Annotated in this window: 17 protein-coding genes; 8 read left to right on the top strand and 9 right to left on the bottom strand. The window is 61.9% G+C overall.

The genetic code is table 11. The annotated features are described in order from the left end of the window. The first annotated feature begins 63 nt into the window (after window positions 1-63). Together V6F78_RS15655 and V6F78_RS15650 are read left to right on the top strand one after the other, a co-directional pair. Window positions 64-1,032, top strand: a complete 969-nt coding sequence (locus V6F78_RS15655; protein ID WP_332727750.1) for a histone deacetylase family protein — start codon at window positions 64-66, stop codon at window positions 1,030-1,032. A gap of 285 nt (window positions 1,033-1,317) precedes the next feature. Then, window positions 1,318-2,559, top strand: a complete 1,242-nt coding sequence (locus V6F78_RS15650; protein WP_048376780.1) for a TIGR03862 family flavoprotein — start codon at window positions 1,318-1,320, stop codon at window positions 2,557-2,559. A gap of 43 nt (window positions 2,560-2,602) precedes the next feature. Here V6F78_RS15650 and V6F78_RS15645 read toward each other — a convergent pair whose 3' ends face one another. The 4 genes from V6F78_RS15645 to V6F78_RS15630 form a co-directional block, all read right to left on the bottom strand. Then, on the bottom strand, window positions 2,603-3,937 hold the full coding sequence (locus V6F78_RS15645; RefSeq protein WP_048376707.1) for a DEAD/DEAH box helicase: 1,335 nt from the start codon (window positions 3,935-3,937) through the stop codon (window positions 2,603-2,605). Window positions 3,938-4,004: 67 nt separating this feature from the next. Continuing rightward, complete coding sequence (yedA, locus tag V6F78_RS15640) at window positions 4,005-4,895, bottom strand: drug/metabolite exporter YedA (protein ID WP_048376705.1); 891 nt, start codon at window positions 4,893-4,895, stop codon at window positions 4,005-4,007. 125 nt (window positions 4,896-5,020) lie between these two features. Beyond that, window positions 5,021-5,632, bottom strand: coding sequence for a 3'-5' exonuclease (locus V6F78_RS15635; protein WP_169858880.1), 612 nt, complete (start codon window positions 5,630-5,632; stop codon window positions 5,021-5,023). A 28-nt stretch (window positions 5,633-5,660) separates the two neighbouring features. Further along, window positions 5,661-6,137 carry an NYN domain-containing protein gene (locus tag V6F78_RS15630; RefSeq protein ID WP_047273532.1) on the bottom strand — a complete coding sequence of 159 codons (477 nt, stop codon included), beginning with the start codon at window positions 6,135-6,137 and terminating at the stop codon, window positions 5,661-5,663. A 207-nt stretch (window positions 6,138-6,344) separates the two neighbouring features. Between V6F78_RS15630 and V6F78_RS15625 the strand changes: the two genes are divergently transcribed. Continuing rightward, entirely contained in the window at window positions 6,345-7,004 is a 660-nt protein-coding gene (locus V6F78_RS15625) for a YciC family protein (RefSeq protein WP_047295803.1), read from the top strand. Window positions 7,005-7,094: 90 nt separating this feature from the next. Next, on the top strand, window positions 7,095-8,177 hold the full coding sequence (locus V6F78_RS15620; RefSeq protein WP_047295673.1) for an endonuclease/exonuclease/phosphatase family protein: 1,083 nt from the start codon (window positions 7,095-7,097) through the stop codon (window positions 8,175-8,177). A gap of 21 nt (window positions 8,178-8,198) precedes the next feature. Here the strand turns inward: V6F78_RS15620 and hrpB are convergent, their stop codons facing one another. Beyond that, the gene (gene hrpB, locus V6F78_RS15615; RefSeq protein WP_047295675.1) at window positions 8,199-10,733 is read right to left on the bottom strand and encodes an ATP-dependent helicase HrpB; all 2,535 of its coding nucleotides are present in this window, start codon (window positions 10,731-10,733) and stop codon (window positions 8,199-8,201) included. Window positions 10,734-10,835: 102 nt separating this feature from the next. Between hrpB and V6F78_RS15610 the strand changes: the two genes are divergently transcribed. Together V6F78_RS15610 and V6F78_RS15605 are read left to right on the top strand one after the other, a co-directional pair. After that, window positions 10,836-11,255, top strand: coding sequence for a hypothetical protein (locus V6F78_RS15610; protein ID WP_047295677.1), 420 nt, complete (start codon window positions 10,836-10,838; stop codon window positions 11,253-11,255). A gap of 14 nt (window positions 11,256-11,269) precedes the next feature. Further along, window positions 11,270-12,163, top strand: coding sequence for a cation diffusion facilitator family transporter (locus tag V6F78_RS15605; RefSeq protein WP_047295678.1), 894 nt, complete (start codon window positions 11,270-11,272; stop codon window positions 12,161-12,163). On the opposite strand, the gene V6F78_RS15600 is transcribed toward V6F78_RS15605, so the two are convergent. Further along, window positions 12,157-13,167 (bottom strand): DUF6515 family protein, encoded by a 1,011-nt coding sequence (locus V6F78_RS15600; RefSeq protein ID WP_047295680.1) that lies wholly within the window; start codon window positions 13,165-13,167, stop codon window positions 12,157-12,159. The genes V6F78_RS15605 and V6F78_RS15600 overlap by 7 nt on opposite strands. A 413-nt stretch (window positions 13,168-13,580) precedes the next feature. Between V6F78_RS15600 and V6F78_RS15595 the strand changes: the two genes are divergently transcribed. Both V6F78_RS15595 and V6F78_RS15590 read left to right on the top strand, forming a co-directional pair. Continuing rightward, the gene (locus V6F78_RS15595) at window positions 13,581-14,060 is read left to right on the top strand and encodes an Lrp/AsnC family transcriptional regulator (RefSeq protein ID WP_047274261.1); all 480 of its coding nucleotides are present in this window, start codon (window positions 13,581-13,583) and stop codon (window positions 14,058-14,060) included. Window positions 14,061-14,148: 88 nt separating this feature from the next. Further along, window positions 14,149-14,358 carry a DUF2788 domain-containing protein gene (locus tag V6F78_RS15590; protein WP_047273525.1) on the top strand — a complete coding sequence of 70 codons (210 nt, stop codon included), beginning with the start codon at window positions 14,149-14,151 and terminating at the stop codon, window positions 14,356-14,358. On the opposite strand, the gene V6F78_RS15585 is transcribed toward V6F78_RS15590, so the two are convergent. The 3 genes from V6F78_RS15585 to V6F78_RS15575 all read right to left on the bottom strand — a co-directional run bounded on the left by V6F78_RS15585 (window position 14,353) and on the right by V6F78_RS15575 (window position 18,369). Next, window positions 14,353-14,919 (bottom strand): pseudouridine synthase, encoded by a 567-nt coding sequence (locus V6F78_RS15585; protein ID WP_162199726.1) that lies wholly within the window; start codon window positions 14,917-14,919, stop codon window positions 14,353-14,355. The genes V6F78_RS15590 and V6F78_RS15585 overlap by 6 nt on opposite strands. Before the next feature lie 243 nt (window positions 14,920-15,162). Continuing rightward, window positions 15,163-16,635 (bottom strand): AMP nucleosidase, encoded by a 1,473-nt coding sequence (gene amn, locus V6F78_RS15580; protein ID WP_162199724.1) that lies wholly within the window; start codon window positions 16,633-16,635, stop codon window positions 15,163-15,165. Window positions 16,636-16,719: 84 nt separating this feature from the next. Further along, on the bottom strand, window positions 16,720-18,369 hold the full coding sequence (locus V6F78_RS15575) for an acyl-CoA dehydrogenase family protein (RefSeq protein WP_047273523.1): 1,650 nt from the start codon (window positions 18,367-18,369) through the stop codon (window positions 16,720-16,722). Window positions 18,370-18,417: the final 48 nt, after the last annotated feature.

Here is an 18,417-nt window from a genome sequence, read left to right as displayed (position 1 = left end):
TTCATGTGTCGGCCAGTGTACCGCGCTGTTAAGATCCGGCGCTCGTTCCGATGTGAAATCCCCATGCCTTTACCGCTGATTTATCACGATGACTACAGCCCGGCGTTCCCGCCCGAGCATCGTTTCCCGATGGATAAATTCCGCTTGTTGCGCGACCACCTGGTGGAAACCGGGCTAACACGGGACGCCGACCTGCTTCGCCCCGCGCTGTGCCCTGTGGATATCCTCGCCCTTGCCCATGATCCGGCGTACATCGAGCGCTATATGGCGGGCGAGCTGGCGCGTGAAGACCAGCGGCGTCTGGGCCTGCCCTGGAGCGAAGCCCTGGCGCGTGAAGACCAGCGGCGTCTGGGCCTGCCCTGGAGCGAAGCCCTGGCGCGGCGCACCATTCGCGCCGTCGGCGGCTCTCTGCTCGCCGCCGAGCAGGCATTGAGCCACGGGCTGGCCTGCCACTTGGCCGGTGGCACCCATCACGCCCACTACGACCACCCGGCGGGCTTTTGCATCTTCAATGATCTGGCGGTCATCAGCCGTTACTTGCTGGAAAGCGGGCGTGTCAGTCGCGTGCTGATTTTCGACTGCGACGTGCATCAGGGTGATGGCACGGCGCGCATTCTGGACACTACGCCAGAGGCGGTGACCGTTTCGCTGCACTGCGAAAAGAACTTTCCGGCGCGCAAGGCGCAAAGCGACTGGGACATCGGCCTGCCCATGGGTATGGGCGATGCCGCCTATTTGCAAGTGGTGGATGAAGCGCTGAATTACTTGCTGCCGCTGTACCAGCCGGATTTGGTGTTGTACGACGCCGGGGTCGATGTGCACCAGGACGACGCGCTGGGGTACTTGAAACTGACAGACGCAGGCGTGGCCGCACGTGATGAAGCCGTGCTGCGGCATTGTCTGGGCCGGGACATACCGGTGGTCGGGGTGATCGGCGGGGGCTACAGCAAAGACCGCAAGGCGCTGGCGCGCCGTCATGGGATTTTGCACCACAGCGCGCACAAGGTCTGGTGCGCAATGGGCTGCGATTAATTACCCACAATGCCTGTGGAACCGCTTGTGGATAACCTGAGTGAAAGCCCTTGCAGGCCATACAGCACGTGGCCTGCAAGGCGCTGTGTGTTTTTCGTACAGATGCAGTCGTGATGCTCGTTTTGGGCTGGCGGGGAGCGCTGGAACGGACGCTTGAGCCGTGACGTCGCCGGACGTGAAGTGTGAGCGTTGAACGGGCGTACATCGCCCCCTTGCTCGGCAGCGACTACGGATTTGCGCAGTCAGGTAGAATGCGCCGCTTATTTCGCCGATTTGCAGCTTGCCATGACTGACGCCATCCCTTCCCTTCCCCCTCATGTCGCCATCATTGGCGGTGGCCCGGCGGGCCTTATGGCCGCTGAAGTGCTGAGTCAGGCGGGTGTGCGAGTCGATCTGTATGACGCCATGCCGTCGGTCGGGCGCAAGTTTTTACTGGCTGGGGTCGGGGGCATGAACATCACGCACTCTGAAGCGTATCCCGCCTTCCTGTCGCGCTATGCCGAACGGGCGCCCCAGATTGCGCCCCTGTTGCGTGCCTTTGATGCCGATGCGCTGTGCCGCTGGATTCACGATCTGGGCATCGAGACCTTCGTTGGCAGCTCGGGCCGGGTGTTCCCCTCCGACATGAAAGCCGCACCGCTTTTACGCGCCTGGCTCAAGCGGTTGCGCGAGTCCGGCGTGGTTATCCACACCCGCCATCGCTGGTTGGGCTGGCGAGCCGATGGCGCATTGCGCATCGACAGCCCGGAAGGCGAAAAACACCTCACCCCCGACGCAACCGTCCTGGCGCTGGGGGGCGGCAGTTGGGCGCGGCTGGGGTCCGATGGGGCGTGGATGCCGCTGCTCGCTGAACGCGGGGTCTCGCTGGCAGCCCTGCAACCCAGCAACTGCGGGTTTGATGTCCCTGGCTGGAGCGAGGTGCTGCGCACCAAATTTGCCGGTGCACCGCTGAAAAATATCGCCATTGCACTGGAGCATCACAACCCGCGCTTGGGTGAATGCGTGATCACGGCCAGTGGCATCGAAGGCAGCCTGATTTACGCGTGGTCGGCGCCGATTCGAGAAGCGATCAACCGGCAAGGGGCTGCCACGATTCTGATCGACCTGTTGCCGGGCAAGGCTGTGGATAACGTGGCAAAGGCGCTCGCCAAACCCCGTGGCTCACGCTCGATGAGCAAACATCTGCACAGCCAGTTGGGTCTGGACGGCGTGAAAGCCGCGCTGCTGCGCGAATTGGCACCCGCTGAATGTTTCGCAGACCCGGCGCTGCTGGCCCGTGCCATCAAAGCGTTGCCGTTGCAGTTGATTAAGCCACGTCCGCTGGACGAGGCCATCAGCAGTGCGGGCGGTGTGACCTTTGAGGCGCTGGACGAACACTTGATGCTCAAACCGTTGCCGGGGGTGTTCTGCGCAGGCGAGATGCTGGACTGGGAAGCGCCAACAGGCGGCTATTTGCTCACCGGCTGTTTCGCCAGTGGCCGCGCCGCCGGGTTGGGGGTTTTAAGCTGGCTGCACCCTCAGGCCTGATTCAAAACCGCTACCCGCCAGCGCGCGGTAGCGGTTAAAAACCTTACTTGCGTTTACGCGGGCCGGTGTTGAACACGGGCACTTTACGCACAGGCTTGACTGAGGGTTCAGTCGGGGCCACTTCGCCGCTGTCCACCCATTTGCCCAGGTTGCGTTTACCGCCACCGCCGGACGTTTTGGGCTTTTTAGGCTTCTTCGGTTTTTTGATCACCTGACCCGAGGCGTCGGTTTCGGGCACGCGGTGCTCTGGCTCGAAGTCCTGTTCTTCATGGCGCGGCAGCGTTTGGCGAGTCAGCATCTCAATGGCCGAGAGCATGTTCACCTCATCGGCACACACCAGCGAAATCGCCTCGCCCTTCTGACCGGCGCGACCCGTACGGCCAATGCGGTGGATGTAGTCCTCGGCCACGATCGGCAGGTCGAAGTTGACCACCAGCGGCAAGTCTTCAATGTCCAGACCACGGGCCGCGACATCGGTGGCCACAAGGATCTGCACTTCACTGGCCTTGAAACGATCCAGCGCGCGTTGGCGCGTGGCCTGCGGTTTGTCGCCATGGATGCCGTCAGCGTTGATGCCCAGCGCTTGCAGCTTGCCCACCAGGTCATCCACGCCATTGCGGGTTTTGGCAAACACCAGCACCTGCTTCCAGCGCTGGGTGCGCAACAAATGCAGGAACAGCTCGGCCTTGCGCTTCTTGTCGACCGGGATAACCCACTGCTTGACGCTGCTGGCCGCGACGTTGCGCGGGCTGACTTCAATGCTCAGCGGGTTATCGAGCATTTGCTCGCCCAGCGCGCGGATCGCATCCGAAAACGTGGCCGAGAACAGCAAGGTCTGACGCTTTTTCGGCAAGGCGCGGTAGATGTCGCGCAGTTCTTCGCTGAAACCCAGGTCGAGCATGCGATCGGCTTCGTCCAGGATCAAGGTTTGCAGCTGGTTGAACTTGATCGCTTTCTGGCGATACAGGTCAAGCAGGCGACCCGGCGTGGCTACCAGCACATCAACGCCTTTGCGCATTTTCATCATTTGCGGGTTGATGCTGACGCCGCCGTACACCGCGTAGGTGCTCAACGGCAGGTGTTCGGCGTACTGGCGAATGCTTTCGTGAACCTGCTCGGCCAGCTCACGGGTCGGCACCAGCACCAGCGCACGCACGGAGTTGCTGGCGACTTTCGGGCCTTCCATGGTCAGCGACTGCAACAGCGGCAGGGCAAAACCGCCGGTTTTACCGGTGCCGGTCTGGGCGGCGGCCATCAGGTCGCGGCCCGCCAGCACGGCGGGGATGGCTTGGGCCTGAACCGGGGTCGGGGTCTGGTAGCCGAGCGTCTCAAGGGCGCGCAGCAAGGGTTCGATCAGGCCAAGGGAGGCGAATGTCATGGGGATACCGTCGAAAAAGGTCAGCGCGTGGGTGCAGAGGTTGCAATGGCGCGCAGTTTACCCTAATTCAGACGGGTTTCTGCTTGCGCCACTGCGGTAACCCGATCAACACCACCGCACTGATGATGACCGCCATCGCCAGGCACTCTTCAAAACCGATGGTCTCGCCCGCAAAGGCAATGCCAAGCATCACCGCCACGGCCGGGTTGACGTAGGCGTAGCTGGTGGCGGCTGCCGGGCGTACGTTTTTAAGCAAATACATGTAGGCACTGAACGCGATGATGGAGCCGAAAAACACCAGATACAGCAAGGCACCCCAACCGGCGGCTGTCGGCATTTGCGTCAGACGCTCGCCGCTCAACAGGCTGCCGATGAGCAACACAGCGCCCGCCGTGAGCATTTCCGCAGCGCTGGCCATTGGCCCGGCCGGCAGTGGCAAGTGACGGCTCCAGACGGAACCGAAGGCCCAGGCCGCCGCCGCAAACAGGATCATGGCCGCACCGAGCGGGCTGGCTTGCAGGTTGGAGCCGAGGTTGAGCATGGCAATACCGATCAGCCCGAGCACAATCCCCGCCCACTCCAGCCGCGTATTGCGCGCGCCCCAAAAATAGCCAAACAGCAACGTGAACAACGGCACGGTGGCCACGGCCAACGCCGCTACCCCCGACGCCACGCCCGAGTGCTCGGCCAGGGTCACGCCGCCATTGCCGCAGGCCAACAGCAGAAAGCCGATCATCGCCGCCGAACGCCACTGCACCCACGTGGGCGCAGGCGATCCGCGCCAGCGCATGAACGCATACATCAAGCTGCCCGCCACGAGGAAACGCACCCCGGCCATCATCAGCGGCGGCCAGGACTCAATGCCGATACGGATCACCAGATAAGTCGACCCCCAAATCACGTACAACGCGAAAAAAGCACCGATCAATTGCAACGGGAAACGAGGTGCGGCAGGCATGGTTCAGCTCAAAGGCAAAGGCAGGGGATCTGGAAGTCTAGACATCGGAGCAGTGCAACAGAAGTAACAGATTGCATCAAAAGCGGCCGTACACTTTTTACCGCCATGGGGGCGCTAGGTGAGCGTCAGAAACCCCGGTAACGCTTGAGGTGATCGTTGATCTTGGCGGCCGGCACTTTTTGCAAGCTGCACAGCAGGTCATGGTTCAGCTCACGCAGACCATGCTGTTCGCGCAGTTGCCGGGCCAGGTGCGCGGTCAGGTTGGCGGCCATTTCGGCGTCGGCCATCGCCCGGTGCGCCTTGCCGGTGTGAGGCAGGTCAGCGAACGTGGTCAGCGTGCCGAGTTTGTGGTTGGGGGCGGCGGGCATCAAACGCCGCGCCAACAGCAGCGAACAGGCAAAGTTCTGCAAGCGGGTACGCTTGATGCGGCCCATCTCGAAATCCCAGAACTTTTGGTCGAACGCGGCGTTATGCGCCAGCAACGGGGTGATGCCGACAAACTCGTTGACCTCGTTCATCACCTGCTCGGCCGAAGGCGCGGAGCGCAACATGGCGTTGCTGATACCCGTCAACTGCTCGATAAACCCCGGCACGCGCACACCGGCGTTCATCAGACTCTGGTAACGCTCGACAATGCGCCCCTGCTCCAGAATGACCACGGCAATTTCAGTGGCCCGGCAGGTGCTGCTCGGTGAAATGCCGGTGGTTTCAAAGTCGATGACGGCGATACGTTCCAAACGGGGTCAATCCTGTAAAAAGTGAGCGTTACTTAAGCAGCAAATTGCCTTCGATCGGCACGTAGCGGGTGGCCGCGCGGATCAAGGAGTTGGCGGTCAGGCCCGGCACGCCGTATGCCACGGTTTCGACCCCGTGCTTGTTGGCAATGCGTTCAAGCAACAGGTCGAAGTCGCCATCGCCCGAGGCCAGCACCACTTCGTCCACATTGGCGGCGGCGTCCATGATGTCGATGGTGATGCCGACATCCCAGTCGCCTTTGGCCGAGCCGTCACTGCGCTGGATATAGGGCTTGAGCTTCACCGTGAAACCGAGGTTGCGCAGGATTTGCTGAAACTGCTGCTGTTTGCTGTCACCACGGTCGATGGCGTACGCATAGGCTTCAACAATCTCACCCCGCTGGCTGATATCGGCCCACAGCGCGGCGTAATTGAAATGGCAGCCATACGCCTGGCGAACTGTGTAGTAGAGGTTCTGCACATCTGCAAAGACTGCAATTTTTTTCACCGAAGACACCTCAAGGCGTCCAGGCAAATGGGCGCACGACTGAATACAAGTGGGGCAGTATGCCAGCCCGCGCAAGGTTTGCGTGGATAATGCGCCCGCCGCGCCCGATGGGGCATTCGCCTTACACGAACTTAGGCACTTGCATTTGCTTGATGCCAGGCTTGATCGGTTAAAGTGGCGCACCGCTTTTGAATGCTGATACCGAACATGAATCCTCTGACTGTTATTCGTGACGCCCTGTACTTCTTCCAGCGCAATCTGGGCCAGATTGTGACGCTGTGCTTGCCGCTGGTGATTCTTGAGGCCGTGCTGCAACAACTGGTCGACCACGCCACGGGGCCTGATGCTTCGCCAGGCTATGGGTTGGTTGTCGGCTTGTTGGTGTACCCGATCTACACGGCGGCCCTGATCCTGTTTCTCGACGCACGCAGCCGGGGCGAGAGCCCGCGCAACCGTGACCTGCTGGCCCGTGCGCTGCAACTGTGGCCAAAGTTTGCGTTGTTGGCGGCCATCAGCACCTTGCTCATCGTGCTGGGGCTGTCGATGTTTTTGGTGCCCGGCATCTACCTGACCGTCGTGTTTGCGTTTGCCGAATACCAGTTGGTGCTGCGCGACGAACCGCCCCTGGCCGCCTTGAAGTCCAGCTTTGAGCTGAGCCGCGGCCACTTCTGGCGCATCTTCGTGTGCATTCTGGCGGTGCTGGGGCCCTTGATGCTGCTCAAGGAGCTGGGCTTTTCGGTATACCCGCCAGCCGAAAACCCGGTGCTGTCACTGGTGCTCGAAAGTATCAACAGCTTCTTGCAGCTGTTTCTATCCGTGGTCCTGTTCCGTTTATTTATGCTAATTCGAGAATCTTCCGGCAAGTAATAGAAGATTTACCTACAAGCCTGCCAGTGGGATGCCGAGCATCGGGCGCGTATGCTCGGCCTTCTGCGCAACCTTTTATAAGCCGAGTCCATGTCACGTCTTTTGCGTACTACCGTAGTGGGTGTGTTGCTGACAGCAGCGCTGTTGGCGTGCCTGATCTACAGCCTGACGTGGCGCCCGCAGGCCAGGGAGGTGCTGCCCGTCAGTTGCCCTGCCTCGGCCCCGGTGCTGGTGCCCGGTCAGGCACTCAAGGTCATGACCTGGAACGTGCAATACCTGGCGGGCAAGCGTTACGTGTTCTGGTACAACCTGAGCGACGGCAGCGGGCCGGATACCCGCCCCAACCGCGAAGACATGGCCTACAGCCTGGATCAGGTGGTGCGCGTCATCCGCGACGAAAAGCCCGATCTGGTGTTGCTGCAAGAGGTCGATCAAAACGCCAAGGCCAGTGCGTATCAGGATCAGCTCAAACTGTTGCAGGAGCGCCTGATCGACCTGTACCCCTGCAGCGCGCAAGCATTCACCTGGAAAGCCGACCTCGTCCCCGACCGGCACATTTTTGGCAGTGTCGGTCGCACTCTGGTGACGCTGAGCCGCTTCCAGATCGAACACGCCGAGCGCGTGCAATTACCGGTGGCCGAGGCCAACATCGTCAGCCGTCAGTTTCAACCCAAACCCGCCCTGCTGGTCACTTACCTGCCCCTCAACGACGGCGGGCAACTGGTGGTCATCAATACCCAACTCGACCGCCCGACGCTGAACAACAGCAACCTGCGTCGACAAATGCAGGCGACCGCTGCGGTGGTGGACAAGTTTGAGGGTTACGGCACCCCCTGGCTGATCGGCGGGGACTTCAACTTGCTGCCTATCGGCCAGTTTCTGCGCCTGCCCGCCGAGTTGCGCGCAGGTTACTCGCCTGATAGCGAGCTGCACCTGCTGTGGGAAAAGTACCCAATGATTCCCAGCAACCCTGAAGCCACCGGCATCGACCGCGAACTGTGGCTCACGCATTTCCCGAACAATCCGCGTGTCGAAGAACCCGATCGCACCCTCGATTACCTGTTTTACAGCCCGAAACTCAAACGCATCGAAGGCTACGTGCGTCAGGAAGACACGCTCACCCTTTCTGACCACTTGCCCGTTGTCGGCCGCTTTTTACTGCCGCTGGACTGAACCGGCCCCGCCCGTCAGCGGTCAGGTTTTTCTGGGTTTGATGCGCGCCGTGGCTTCAGCCACGAGTGGATCGTCGGGCCAGTAGTGTTTGGGGTAACGCCCTTTCAGGTCTTTTTTGACCTCGGCATAGGTGCTGCGCCAAAAGTTGGCCAAGTCCTGCGTCACCTGCACCGGCCGCCGCGCCGGCGACAGCAGGTGCAATTTCACCACCTGCCGCCCGCCCGCAATACGCGGGGTATCCGCCAGCCCGAACAGCTCTTGCAGACGCACAGCCAATATCGGCGGGTGTTCGCTGTAATCCAGCCGCACCGATGAGCCAGACGGCACTTTGATGTGATGGGGCGCCTGCTCCTCTAACCGTTGCGGTAATGGCCACGGCAGCCGGTTATGCACAATGCTGGACACATCGAGGCTGGCGAAATGGCTGAGCCGCGAGACACGTGTCAGGTACGGCGCCAGCCAGTCTTCCAGGCTGGCCAAGAGCGCCGCATCACTGACATCCGGCCAATCACTCTGGCCCTGGGCCTCAAGGTCCAACTGACGCAACAGGCCTACCCGGGCTTGCCATTGACGCAGCTCCGGCGTCCACGGCAACAGTTCCAGGCCCTTGCGTCTCACCAGATTGACCAATGCCTGTGTGCGCGCGGTTTCGTCGAGCCCCGTTAACGGTTCGCGGCTCAACACCAGCTCACCCACTTTGCGTTGGCGCTCGGCGCGCAACACGCCTTCGCGCTCGTCCCAATCCAGTTGGTCGATCACGCTGACCTGCTCACTCAACACATCGTCCAGCAACGCGGGATCAAACTCTGCCGCCAGGTAGATACGCTCTTCGCGCTGCCCTTGGCGGCTGCCGAGGTCGGCGATGACCAGCCACGGCTGCTTCATCAGGGCATCGACCTCGCTGAACAACGCGGCCCGGCCATTGGCCAGACGGTATTCGGCGCCGCCGGGTTTGCGCTGCTGGGCGATGCGGTCGGGATAGGCCAAGGCCAGCAAGGCGCCGAGCCAGCGCGGGTGCTCGGGATCTGCCACCGGGCGGGCCGGTTTGCCGCGTAACTGCGCACGGTACTGGCGCGCCAGTTGTCTGGCACGCTGTACGCCGCCCTGCCCGCCCCGCGCTGCGCGGGCCTCACCGTCCAACAAGGCCAGGCGGCTGTGCACATCGGCCCCCGCGCCGCGAAGAATATCCCGCTCACCCAACAGCGCGGCGACGTAACAGGCCATGTCTGCCAGGCCCCATTCCTGACCGCGCAATAACAAGTGCGCGATACGCGGGTGCGCCGGTAACTCGGCCATTGCCTCGCCATGCGCCGTGAGGGTGCCTCCTTGAGGCGACGCAGGGTTCATGGCGCCCAAACGCTCCAGCAACTGTAGCGCCTGTGCATAACTTGCCGCGGGCGGGGCATCCAGCCAAACCAGCTCCTGCGCACTGACGCCCCAGCGCGCCACTTGCAGCGCCAGCCCCGCCAGATCGGCCTGCATCATCTCGGCAGTGCCATACGCCGCCAACTGCGCGTGCTGATCTTCTGACCACAGGCGATAACACACGCCGGGCTCCAGTCGTCCGGCGCGACCAGCCCGCTGCGTGGCGCTGGCGCGGGAAATACGCTGGGTGTCGAGGCGCGTCATGCCACTGCCGGGATCGAAACGCGGGACACGCGCCAGCCCCGCATCGATCACCACCCGCACGCCGTCGATGGTGAGGCTGGTTTCCGCAATATTGGTGGCCAGCACCACTTTGCGCAGGCCCGAAGGCGCCGGCTCGATAGCCGCCCGTTGCGCTGCCAGCTCCAGTTCGCCGTGCAGCGGGCACAGCAGAATGTCGCTCTGTGACTCCAGCGCTTGTGCTAATTGTTGATGAACCCGCCGGATCTCTGCCTGACCGGGCAGGAACACCAGCAGACTGCCCGTTTCATCATTGAGGGCGTCCAGTACGGTCTGTACCACCCTCGGCTCGATGAACTCACCGGGCACGAACGGACGGCCCCAGCGCATGGCGACCGGGTACATGCGCCCTTCGCTGCGTAAGATCGGGGCGTCGTCGAGGACGCTGGCAAGCCGCTCGCCCTCAAGCGTGGCCGACATCAGCAAGATTTTCAGCGGCTGTTCATCGCGAAACAGCTCGCGGCCGTTGAGGCTCAGGGCCAACGCCAGATCGGCATCCAGACTACGCTCATGGAACTCGTCGAAGATCAGCAGGCCGACGTCCTCCAGCGCCGGATCCTGCTGCAAACGCCGGGTGAGGATGCCTTCGGTGACCACTTCAATGCGCGTCGTGGGGCCCACTTTACTGTCGAGGCGGATGCGGTAACCGACGGTCTCGCCGACCTTTTCACCCAGTTCGCTGGCCAGCCGTTCGGCCGCGGCACGGGCAGCGAGGCGTCGGGGTTCGAGCATCACAATCTTCTGCCCCGCCAGCCACGGTTCGTTGAGCAAGGCCAAAGGTACACGGGTGGTTTTACCGGCGCCGGGCGGTGCTTCAAGCACGGCTTCGTGACGTTCAGTCAAGGCGTGGCGCAGCGCGGGTAAAACTTCATCAATCGGCAGAGAAATCATGGTGGCTCCAGAACAGTGCGGCGAGTATAACGGCGAACAGTTCGGCATTAAGCACCGTCTTGATGCCGGGATCGGCCCTTCAAACGTTTATGAGGTTTTGAGATGCGTATGTCTTCGCGCGTGATAGGTGGCGTTGTGATTGCCGCCCTGTTCACTCAACTGACTGCCTGCGGCAGTATTTTCTTCCCGGACCGTCGCGGGCAGATCGACGGCAAGATCGACCCCATGATTGCGGTGCTCGATGCCGTGGGCTTGCTGTTTTATGTGATCCCGGGCCTGATCGCCTTTGGCGTCGACTTTGCCACGGGCGCGATTTACTTCCCGCCAGGCAAGACCGCGCACATCGCCCCACAAAAACTGCAAGACGCCATCGGTGCGGACGGCAAGGTGGATAACAGCAAGCTGCAAACGATCCTTGAACGTGAATTGGGCGGCAGCTTTCCACTCGACGATCCACGTCTGATCCAGCACACGGGCAGCGTGCAGCAATTGGCCCTTTACGGCCTTGCCCCCGCCGCCTGATACAAGGAACGTTCATGACCAGCAGCCCGGAACACGCGCGCCTGTTACGCCTTGCTACCCGAGCCTCGGTGGCAGTGGCGAGCCTTTTGATCGTGACCAAGGCCATCGCCTGGTGGCTCAGCGGTTCGGTCAGCATGCTGGCCGGGTTGACCGACTCGTTGCTGGACGGCGTGACGTCGTTTCTCAATCTGTTGGCCGTGCATTACGCCTTGCGCCCTGCCGACGATGACCACCGCTACGGCCATGGCAAGGCCGAGTCCCTCGCCGGGATGGCGCAGGCGCTGTTTATTGCCGTAAGCGCCGTGCTGATTGCGTTTCAGGCCATCGAGCGCCTGAAACACCCCGTGCCCATTGGCGCGCCATGGATCGGCATTGGCGTGATTGTGTTCTCGCTGGTGATGACCGTGGCGCTGCTGGTGTTACAGCATCGGGTGGTCAAGGCCACCGGGTCGAACGCGGTGCGCGCCGACTCGCTGCATTACCGCTCCGACCTGTTGCTCAATGGCAGCATTCTGGTGGCGCTGGTGCTGGCCAGCTTCGGTTGGCCGCAGCTAGACGCGTGGTTTGGCTTGGGGATTGCGGGATACATCCTGTGGAGCGCGATCCAGATCGCACGCCAGAGTTTTTCCGTGTTGATGGATGAAGAGTTACCGGCTGACGTAAGCCAGAACATGCTGGAACTGGCCTGCAGCGTACCGGGCGTGTTGGGGGCACATGACCTGCGCACGCGCATTTCGGGGAATATCTGGTACGTGCAATTGCACCTTGAATTGCCCGGCGAGCTGACGCTCTCGGTGGCTCACGACCTCAGCGACCGCGCCGCCGAAGCGATTGAGCGCCGTTATCCACAGGCCGAAGTGCTGGTGCACGCCGACCCGCAGGAAGTAGTCAAACACCGGGATCAGTAAGTGACCTGATAACCGCGGCTGCTCAGGCAGGTGCCCTGCGCCTGACGATAGGTTTGCACCACCGCCGGTGAAGGCGCGTAGGTCACGCTGGCGGGGTTAAAGCCGCTCTGGTCGACGGCCCAGCGGTAACAGTCGTAGCGATCCTGATCCACTTGCGCAAGTGTCTGGCCATTGGCCGGATAGGCCACCACGTCGTAGCCGCTGCTCAGCGGTTGCGGCGCGGCCACGGGGATGGGCGCTGGCGGTTGCACCACGATGTAGTCCTGCGTCGCGGGTTGATAAGCGTAATACGCACCGGCGGCGAGAAATAACAGCGAGCTGCCGATCCACACTTCACGCGCGTAATCGGGCAGATAGCCTACGCGGATCCCGTAGGGCGGCTGCACCACGACATAACGCGGGCCGTGGGGGCGATACCAGTAACCGCCGGAGTAGAAATAGTCCTGCCCACGGTAGGGTACTTGCCAATAGCGGTCGGGAAAGCGCTCAACCCTGTAGCCGGGACGATAGCGAGGGCCCGACCCCCAACCATTGCCATGCCCGTCCGGCCGCCCCTGCCAATGGCTGTCATCGGGACGCCCGTTATTGAAACCGGGGTTTGGGCCGTAGCCGGGCCGTGGGCGACCTTGCCACTGGGAATAGTCGCCGGGACGCCGGGGAATATCCTGATAGTGACCCTGGCGCGGTGGCTGAGTCTGCTGCACGGAGTCAGGTCGCGGCTGAATGCTTAACTGATTGCCGGGCGCTGACGGGCGATGTTGCGCCCCGTCGCCCTGAGGACGACTTTGCCATTGGCCACCTTGCGGCTGACCATGGCCGCCGGGCTGCGGGTTGTAATCGGGGCGCGAGGGGGCGTTCGCGCCTTGACCTTGAGGGCGATGCTCGCCGCCGTCGGGCCGACCTGGCTGAGGATGGCCTTCACCCCGCTCATCAGCCACCACATGACCGCTGACACCGACACTGAGCAAACTGACGACAGCCAAACGCCAGAGACGCGATTTCATGATGTTCCTCACTGCAGGTAGGGGCGTAACGATAAGACTGGAAATCCGGGAACCGGTTCGGCGGCAGGTTAGCAGGTCCGGCACTTATTTTTGGCCATAAAAAAGGGCGACCCGTCGGCCGCCCTTTGAATTTTTTCGTCCTGGCTCAACACGTGTGGTGTTGGCTCACCTCGCTCCGTCTTCTGGACAGTGCGTAGCCCGGGGGCCGGGGCAACCCTGTAGGGTTGGCGGCCGCGGCTGGCCTGATTCGGCGGGCCGCAGTGGACTCTATGTCCGGGCAGTGATTCTGGTGTAAAGCATAGGCCTGTGCAGACGGCACACGATTGCGAAGATTGCTCAATAAAACATTACTTGCGCAATTTTTGACTTAAGGTGGATACTTTCACGCAATAGTTATGACAAAGGGTAACTTCGTGAGCAAACTCGACCGATACGACTTGAGTATTTTGGCGGAATTACAACGTGATGCACGCATCTCCAATCAGGAACTGGCCGAACGCATTGGGCTCTCGCCTTCGCCGTGCTCAAGACGGGTCAAGCAACTGGAAGACGATGGCTACATCTCGCGCCAGGTCGCCTTGCTGGACCGTAAAAAGCTGGGGTTGAGCCTGACCGCCTACGTACTGATCGGCATGGACCGTCATACGCCAGAACGTTTCGAGAATTTCGAATCCGCCATCCGCAGCCTGCCCCAAGTGCTGGAATGCAGCCTGGTGACCGGGGTTGACGCAGACTATCAGTTGAAAATCGTGGTGCCGGACATGGACCACTATCAACAGCTGTTACTGGGCCATCTGACCCGGATCGAGGGCGTGACCAGCGTGCGTTCGAGCTTTGTGCTCAATCAGGTGCTCAACAGCACCGAGTTGCCGCTCACGCACTTGCGCACGTAAGCCGCCACCGGCTACGGGTCACTACCCGCCGCGGGCATTGGCGTATACTCGCCCGGCTTTTCACCCCCGATGACGCTGGAGAACACTGATGGATCCTGCCGTATTTGAAGAGTGGATGATGACGATTCTGGTCAGCATCCTGATCATGTTCATGGCTTTTATCGTCTGGGATCTGGCGAAGAAGTCCAAGGCCGGGCGTTTCGGCTCGTTTATCCTGTTTTTCGTGCTGGGGCTGGGTGTGGCCGCGTTCATCATCAAAAGCGTGGTGATCGGCTTGATTGAGTCTGGCGCGCTATAGCCGCGCCGGCACTTCCCTGTACTGCCCCTGCTCCAGGCCCTCGATGCTCCAGTCGCCAATGCGCACACGCACCAGCCGCAACGTCGGTAAACCGACAGCGGCGGTCATGCGCCTGACCTGACGGTTACGCCCTTCGCGAATCACCAGTTCCAGCCAGGCCGTGGGCACGCTTTTGCGAAAGCGCACCGGCGGGTTACGCGGCCATAGCTGCGGCTCTTCCAGCGCCCGCGCCTCGGCGGGCAGCGTTTTGCCGTCGTTGAGCACCACACCCTCGCGCAGCTGTTGCAATTGCTCCGGGGTGGGCTCGCCTTCTACTTGCACCCAATAGGTCTTGGGCAGTTTGTGTTTCGGGTCCGCGATCCGCGCTTGCAACTGGCCATCATTGGTCAGCAGCAGCAACCCTTCACTGTCCCGGTCCAACCTTCCGGCCGGGTAAATGCCGGGGATGGGGATAAAATCCTTGAGCGTCGCCCGCCCGCCTTCGTCGCTGAATTGAGTCAGTACATCAAACGGTTTGTTGAACAGGTACAGCTTGGGCTCAGCAGGTGGTGCCTTGGCCACGCGACGACTGGCGGTGTGGGGTTGAGGGCTTTTAGACGCCGGACGGCGTGGGGCGGGACGAGCAGGACGGGACATGGCACACCGGACATCTAGCGATCAGGGCGGGCAATGCTAGGGGCTGTTCCCGTTTCATTGCAAGCCGCGTCGCTGAATCACATTTAGCCAGGCAAGGCGCAGCGCGAAGGGAATGGGGGCTCCCTTCTCAAGCTCTGCAACGCAGCCTGGCTAAATGACCATCACCAATCAACGGAACGGCGGTTCGTCGAAGCTGCGCAATTTGCGCGAATGCAACGAGTGCAACTGATTGCGCATCAAGTCCACGGCGGCAATGCCGATCTTCAAATGCTGGCTGACCGCGCGCTCATAAAACGCGTTGGCCGAACCGGGCAATTTGATTTCACTGTGCAGCGGTTTGTCCGAGACGCACAGCAGCGTGCCATACGGTACACGCAAGCGATAACCTTGCGCGGCGATGGTGCCGCTTTCCATGTCCACGGCCACGGCGCGAGACAGGTTAATCAGTGGACGTTCCTGCGCCCAGCGCAACTCCCAGTTACGGTCGTCGTAGGTCAGCACAGTGCCGGTGCGCAGACGCTTTTTCAGCTCATCGCCATGCTCGCCCGTGACCTGCGCCGCCGCTTCTTGAAGCGCCAGCTGCACCTCGGCCAGGGCCGGGATCGGAATGTTCGGCGGCACCACACGATCAAGAATGCCGTCGCGGCGCATGTAGGCGTGGGCCAGCACGTAGTCGCCAATGGTTTGCGACTGACGCAGGCCGCCGCAGTGGCCGATCATCAACCAGCAGTGCGGACGCAGCACCGCCAAATGGTCGGTGATGTTTTTCGCATTCGACGGGCCAACCCCGATGTTCACCAGCGTCACGCCATGGCCATCGCTGGCTTGCAGGTGATACGCCGGCATTTGGTAGCGGTGCCACACCACACCTGCCGCAATGGCTTGCGCTTCGCCGTAGTCCATGGATTTTTCGATCAGCACATTACCCGGCAGCACCATGCGCACAAAGCGCGGGTTATCGCGCAGTTGTTCGAGGCCGTGGAGGATGAACTGGTCGACATAACGGTGGTAGTTGGTCAGCAGGATCCACGGCTGCACATGGCGCCAGTCGCTGCCGGTGTAATGCACTAGCCGCCGCAGCGAGAAATCGACGCGGGCGGCATCAAACAGCGCCAGCGGCAGCGGGTCGGTGTTTTCCCAGTCGTACAGGCCATCCGCGATGCCATCCGTGGCAGCCGACAGGTCGGTGCTCGGGAATACCCGCGCCAGCGCAGCGGCCGTCACGCCGGAGCCCGCGAGTTCGTCGCCCTGCTCCACCACGTACGGGTAAGGAATGTTTTGCTGGCTGACGCCGACCTCGACGTCAACGGTGAAGTCGCGCATCAGCGGCACCAGCTGTTCCAACAAATAATTACGGAACGCGGCGGGATGGGTGACGGTGACGCTGTACGTGCCGGGCAGTTGCACCTTGGCATAGGCGCGGGTGATAACGGGCACTTCGCCATGAAAGCGGTAGGTCAACCGCAATTCCGGGTAGCGGAACAGGGCGCGCTCTTGCGCAGACGGCTCGATGCGGTCTTTGAGATAACGCTTGAGTGCCTGGCTTAACGCCGTGGTTGCGCGCTCATGCAAGGCTGCGAGGCGGTCGACAGCCTCTTCAGCGGTGGGGACGACAATAAAAGCTTCAGTCACGATGAGCATCCTGTCTTCTGAACGGGCAGGCCGTTATCTTGCCTGCATCGCTGAGCAAAACACAGCCCGTTACAGGTCGCGGTGGCCGACCAATCAGCCCACGGACGGCGTTGAGCGCGCCACGATGGCCGCGACGTTCAAGCCGCGCGGCAAAGCGCCATAGGTTCGCGCGCTGCCATGCAGGCGGCTGGCGATAAAGGCGTCACTCACGTCGCTGTTACCGGCTTGGAGCAGTAATGTCGCCTGTAACCCCAACGCGATGTCTTCGGTCAGTTGCCGGGCGCGGTATTGAATGTCGTCGGTGTCCTTGAACGCGGTTTTGAGCTGCGCGATGTGCTGCGCCAGTCGCCGGTCGCCATGCCCGTCCCCCAGTTCCATGAACAACGCGTCCAGCACACCCGGCTCTTTGGACAAGGCGCGCAACACGTCCAGGCACTGCACGTTGCCCGAGCCCTCCCACGTTGAGTTGACCGGGGCTTCGCGGTACAGGCGCGGCAAGATGCTGTCTTCGACATACCCCGCGCCGCCCATGCACTCGGCGGCTTCATTAATCATCGCGGGCGCCCGTTTGCAGATCCAGTACTTGCCCACGGCAGTCACCAGGCGTGAGAACTTCGCCTGCTGCGGGTCGTGCGGATGATCCAGTGCCTGCCCCATACGCAAACTCAAAGCCAGCGCCGCTTCGCTTTCCAGCGCCAGGTCCGCCAGCACGTTTTGCATCAACGGCTGCTCTGCCAGCACCCGGCCGCCCACGGTGCGGTGCGCACAATGATGGCTGGCCTGGGTCAATGCCTGACGCATCAAGGCGCTGGAACCCACCATGCAGTCAAACCGGGTCATGGCCACCATCTCGATGATGGTCGGGACGCCGCGCCCTTCTTCGCCCAGCATCCATGCCAGCGCCCCGCGAAATTCAACTTCGCTGGAGGCATTGGAGCTGTTGCCGAGCTTGTTTTTCAGACGCTGGATGTAAAACGCGTTGCGGGTGCCGTCCGGGCGGTGGCGCGGCAGCAAAAAGCAACTCAGGCCCTTGTCGGTTTGCGCCAGCGTCAGGAAGCCATCGCACATGGGTGCCGAGCAAAACCATTTATGGCCCAGCAGCTCATAGGCCTGGCCCGGCCCCGGCGCCCCCACCGGGTAAGCACGGGTCGTATTGGCGCGGACATCGGTGCCGCCCTGTTTCTCGGTCATGGCCATGCCCAGCGTCACACCGGCCTTCTGGCTGATGTCGACGTTGCGCGGGTCGTAGTGGGTCGCGAGTACTTTGGGCAGCCAGATCTGCGCCACATCCGGCTGCAAACGCAGCGCGGGGACGCTGGCAAAGGTCATGGTCAGCGGACAACCACTGCCGGCTTCAGCCTGGGTATGCAGGTACGTCATGCACGCCCGGGCCACGTGGGCACCAGGGCGCGGGTCCGTCCAGGGCAACGACGGCAAGCCGTGTTCAATCGCCGTGCGCATCAGCTCGTGATACGCGGGGTGAAATTCCACCAGATCGATCCGATGACCAAAACGGTCATGGCTGACAAACACGGGTTTGTTTTCGTTGGCCAGAAAGCCCGCGGCCATCAACGGCCCACCGGCCAGGGCGCCGTATTCATCGATGCGCGACTGCGCCCAACCGGCGCCAAAGCGCTGCCCCCACGCTTGCAGCGGCAGGTCGATGCGGTACAGGTTAACGCCGTCCAGGGAGGGCGGCTGGTTGGTGACTTCGTGGGTTTCTGCGTACTGATGCAAATTCATTGCGCGGGCTCCTGGGAATCATGCCAATGGAGCCAGTGAAGCACGCAT

This window comes from Pseudomonas sp. ESBL9 (genome assembly GCF_036668715.1).
GTDB classification, from domain to species: domain Bacteria; phylum Pseudomonadota; class Gammaproteobacteria; order Pseudomonadales; family Pseudomonadaceae; genus Aquipseudomonas; species Aquipseudomonas lundensis.
The sequence above is the reverse complement of the archived record's forward strand: the minus strand, read 5'-3'. Positions and strand labels throughout refer to the sequence as shown.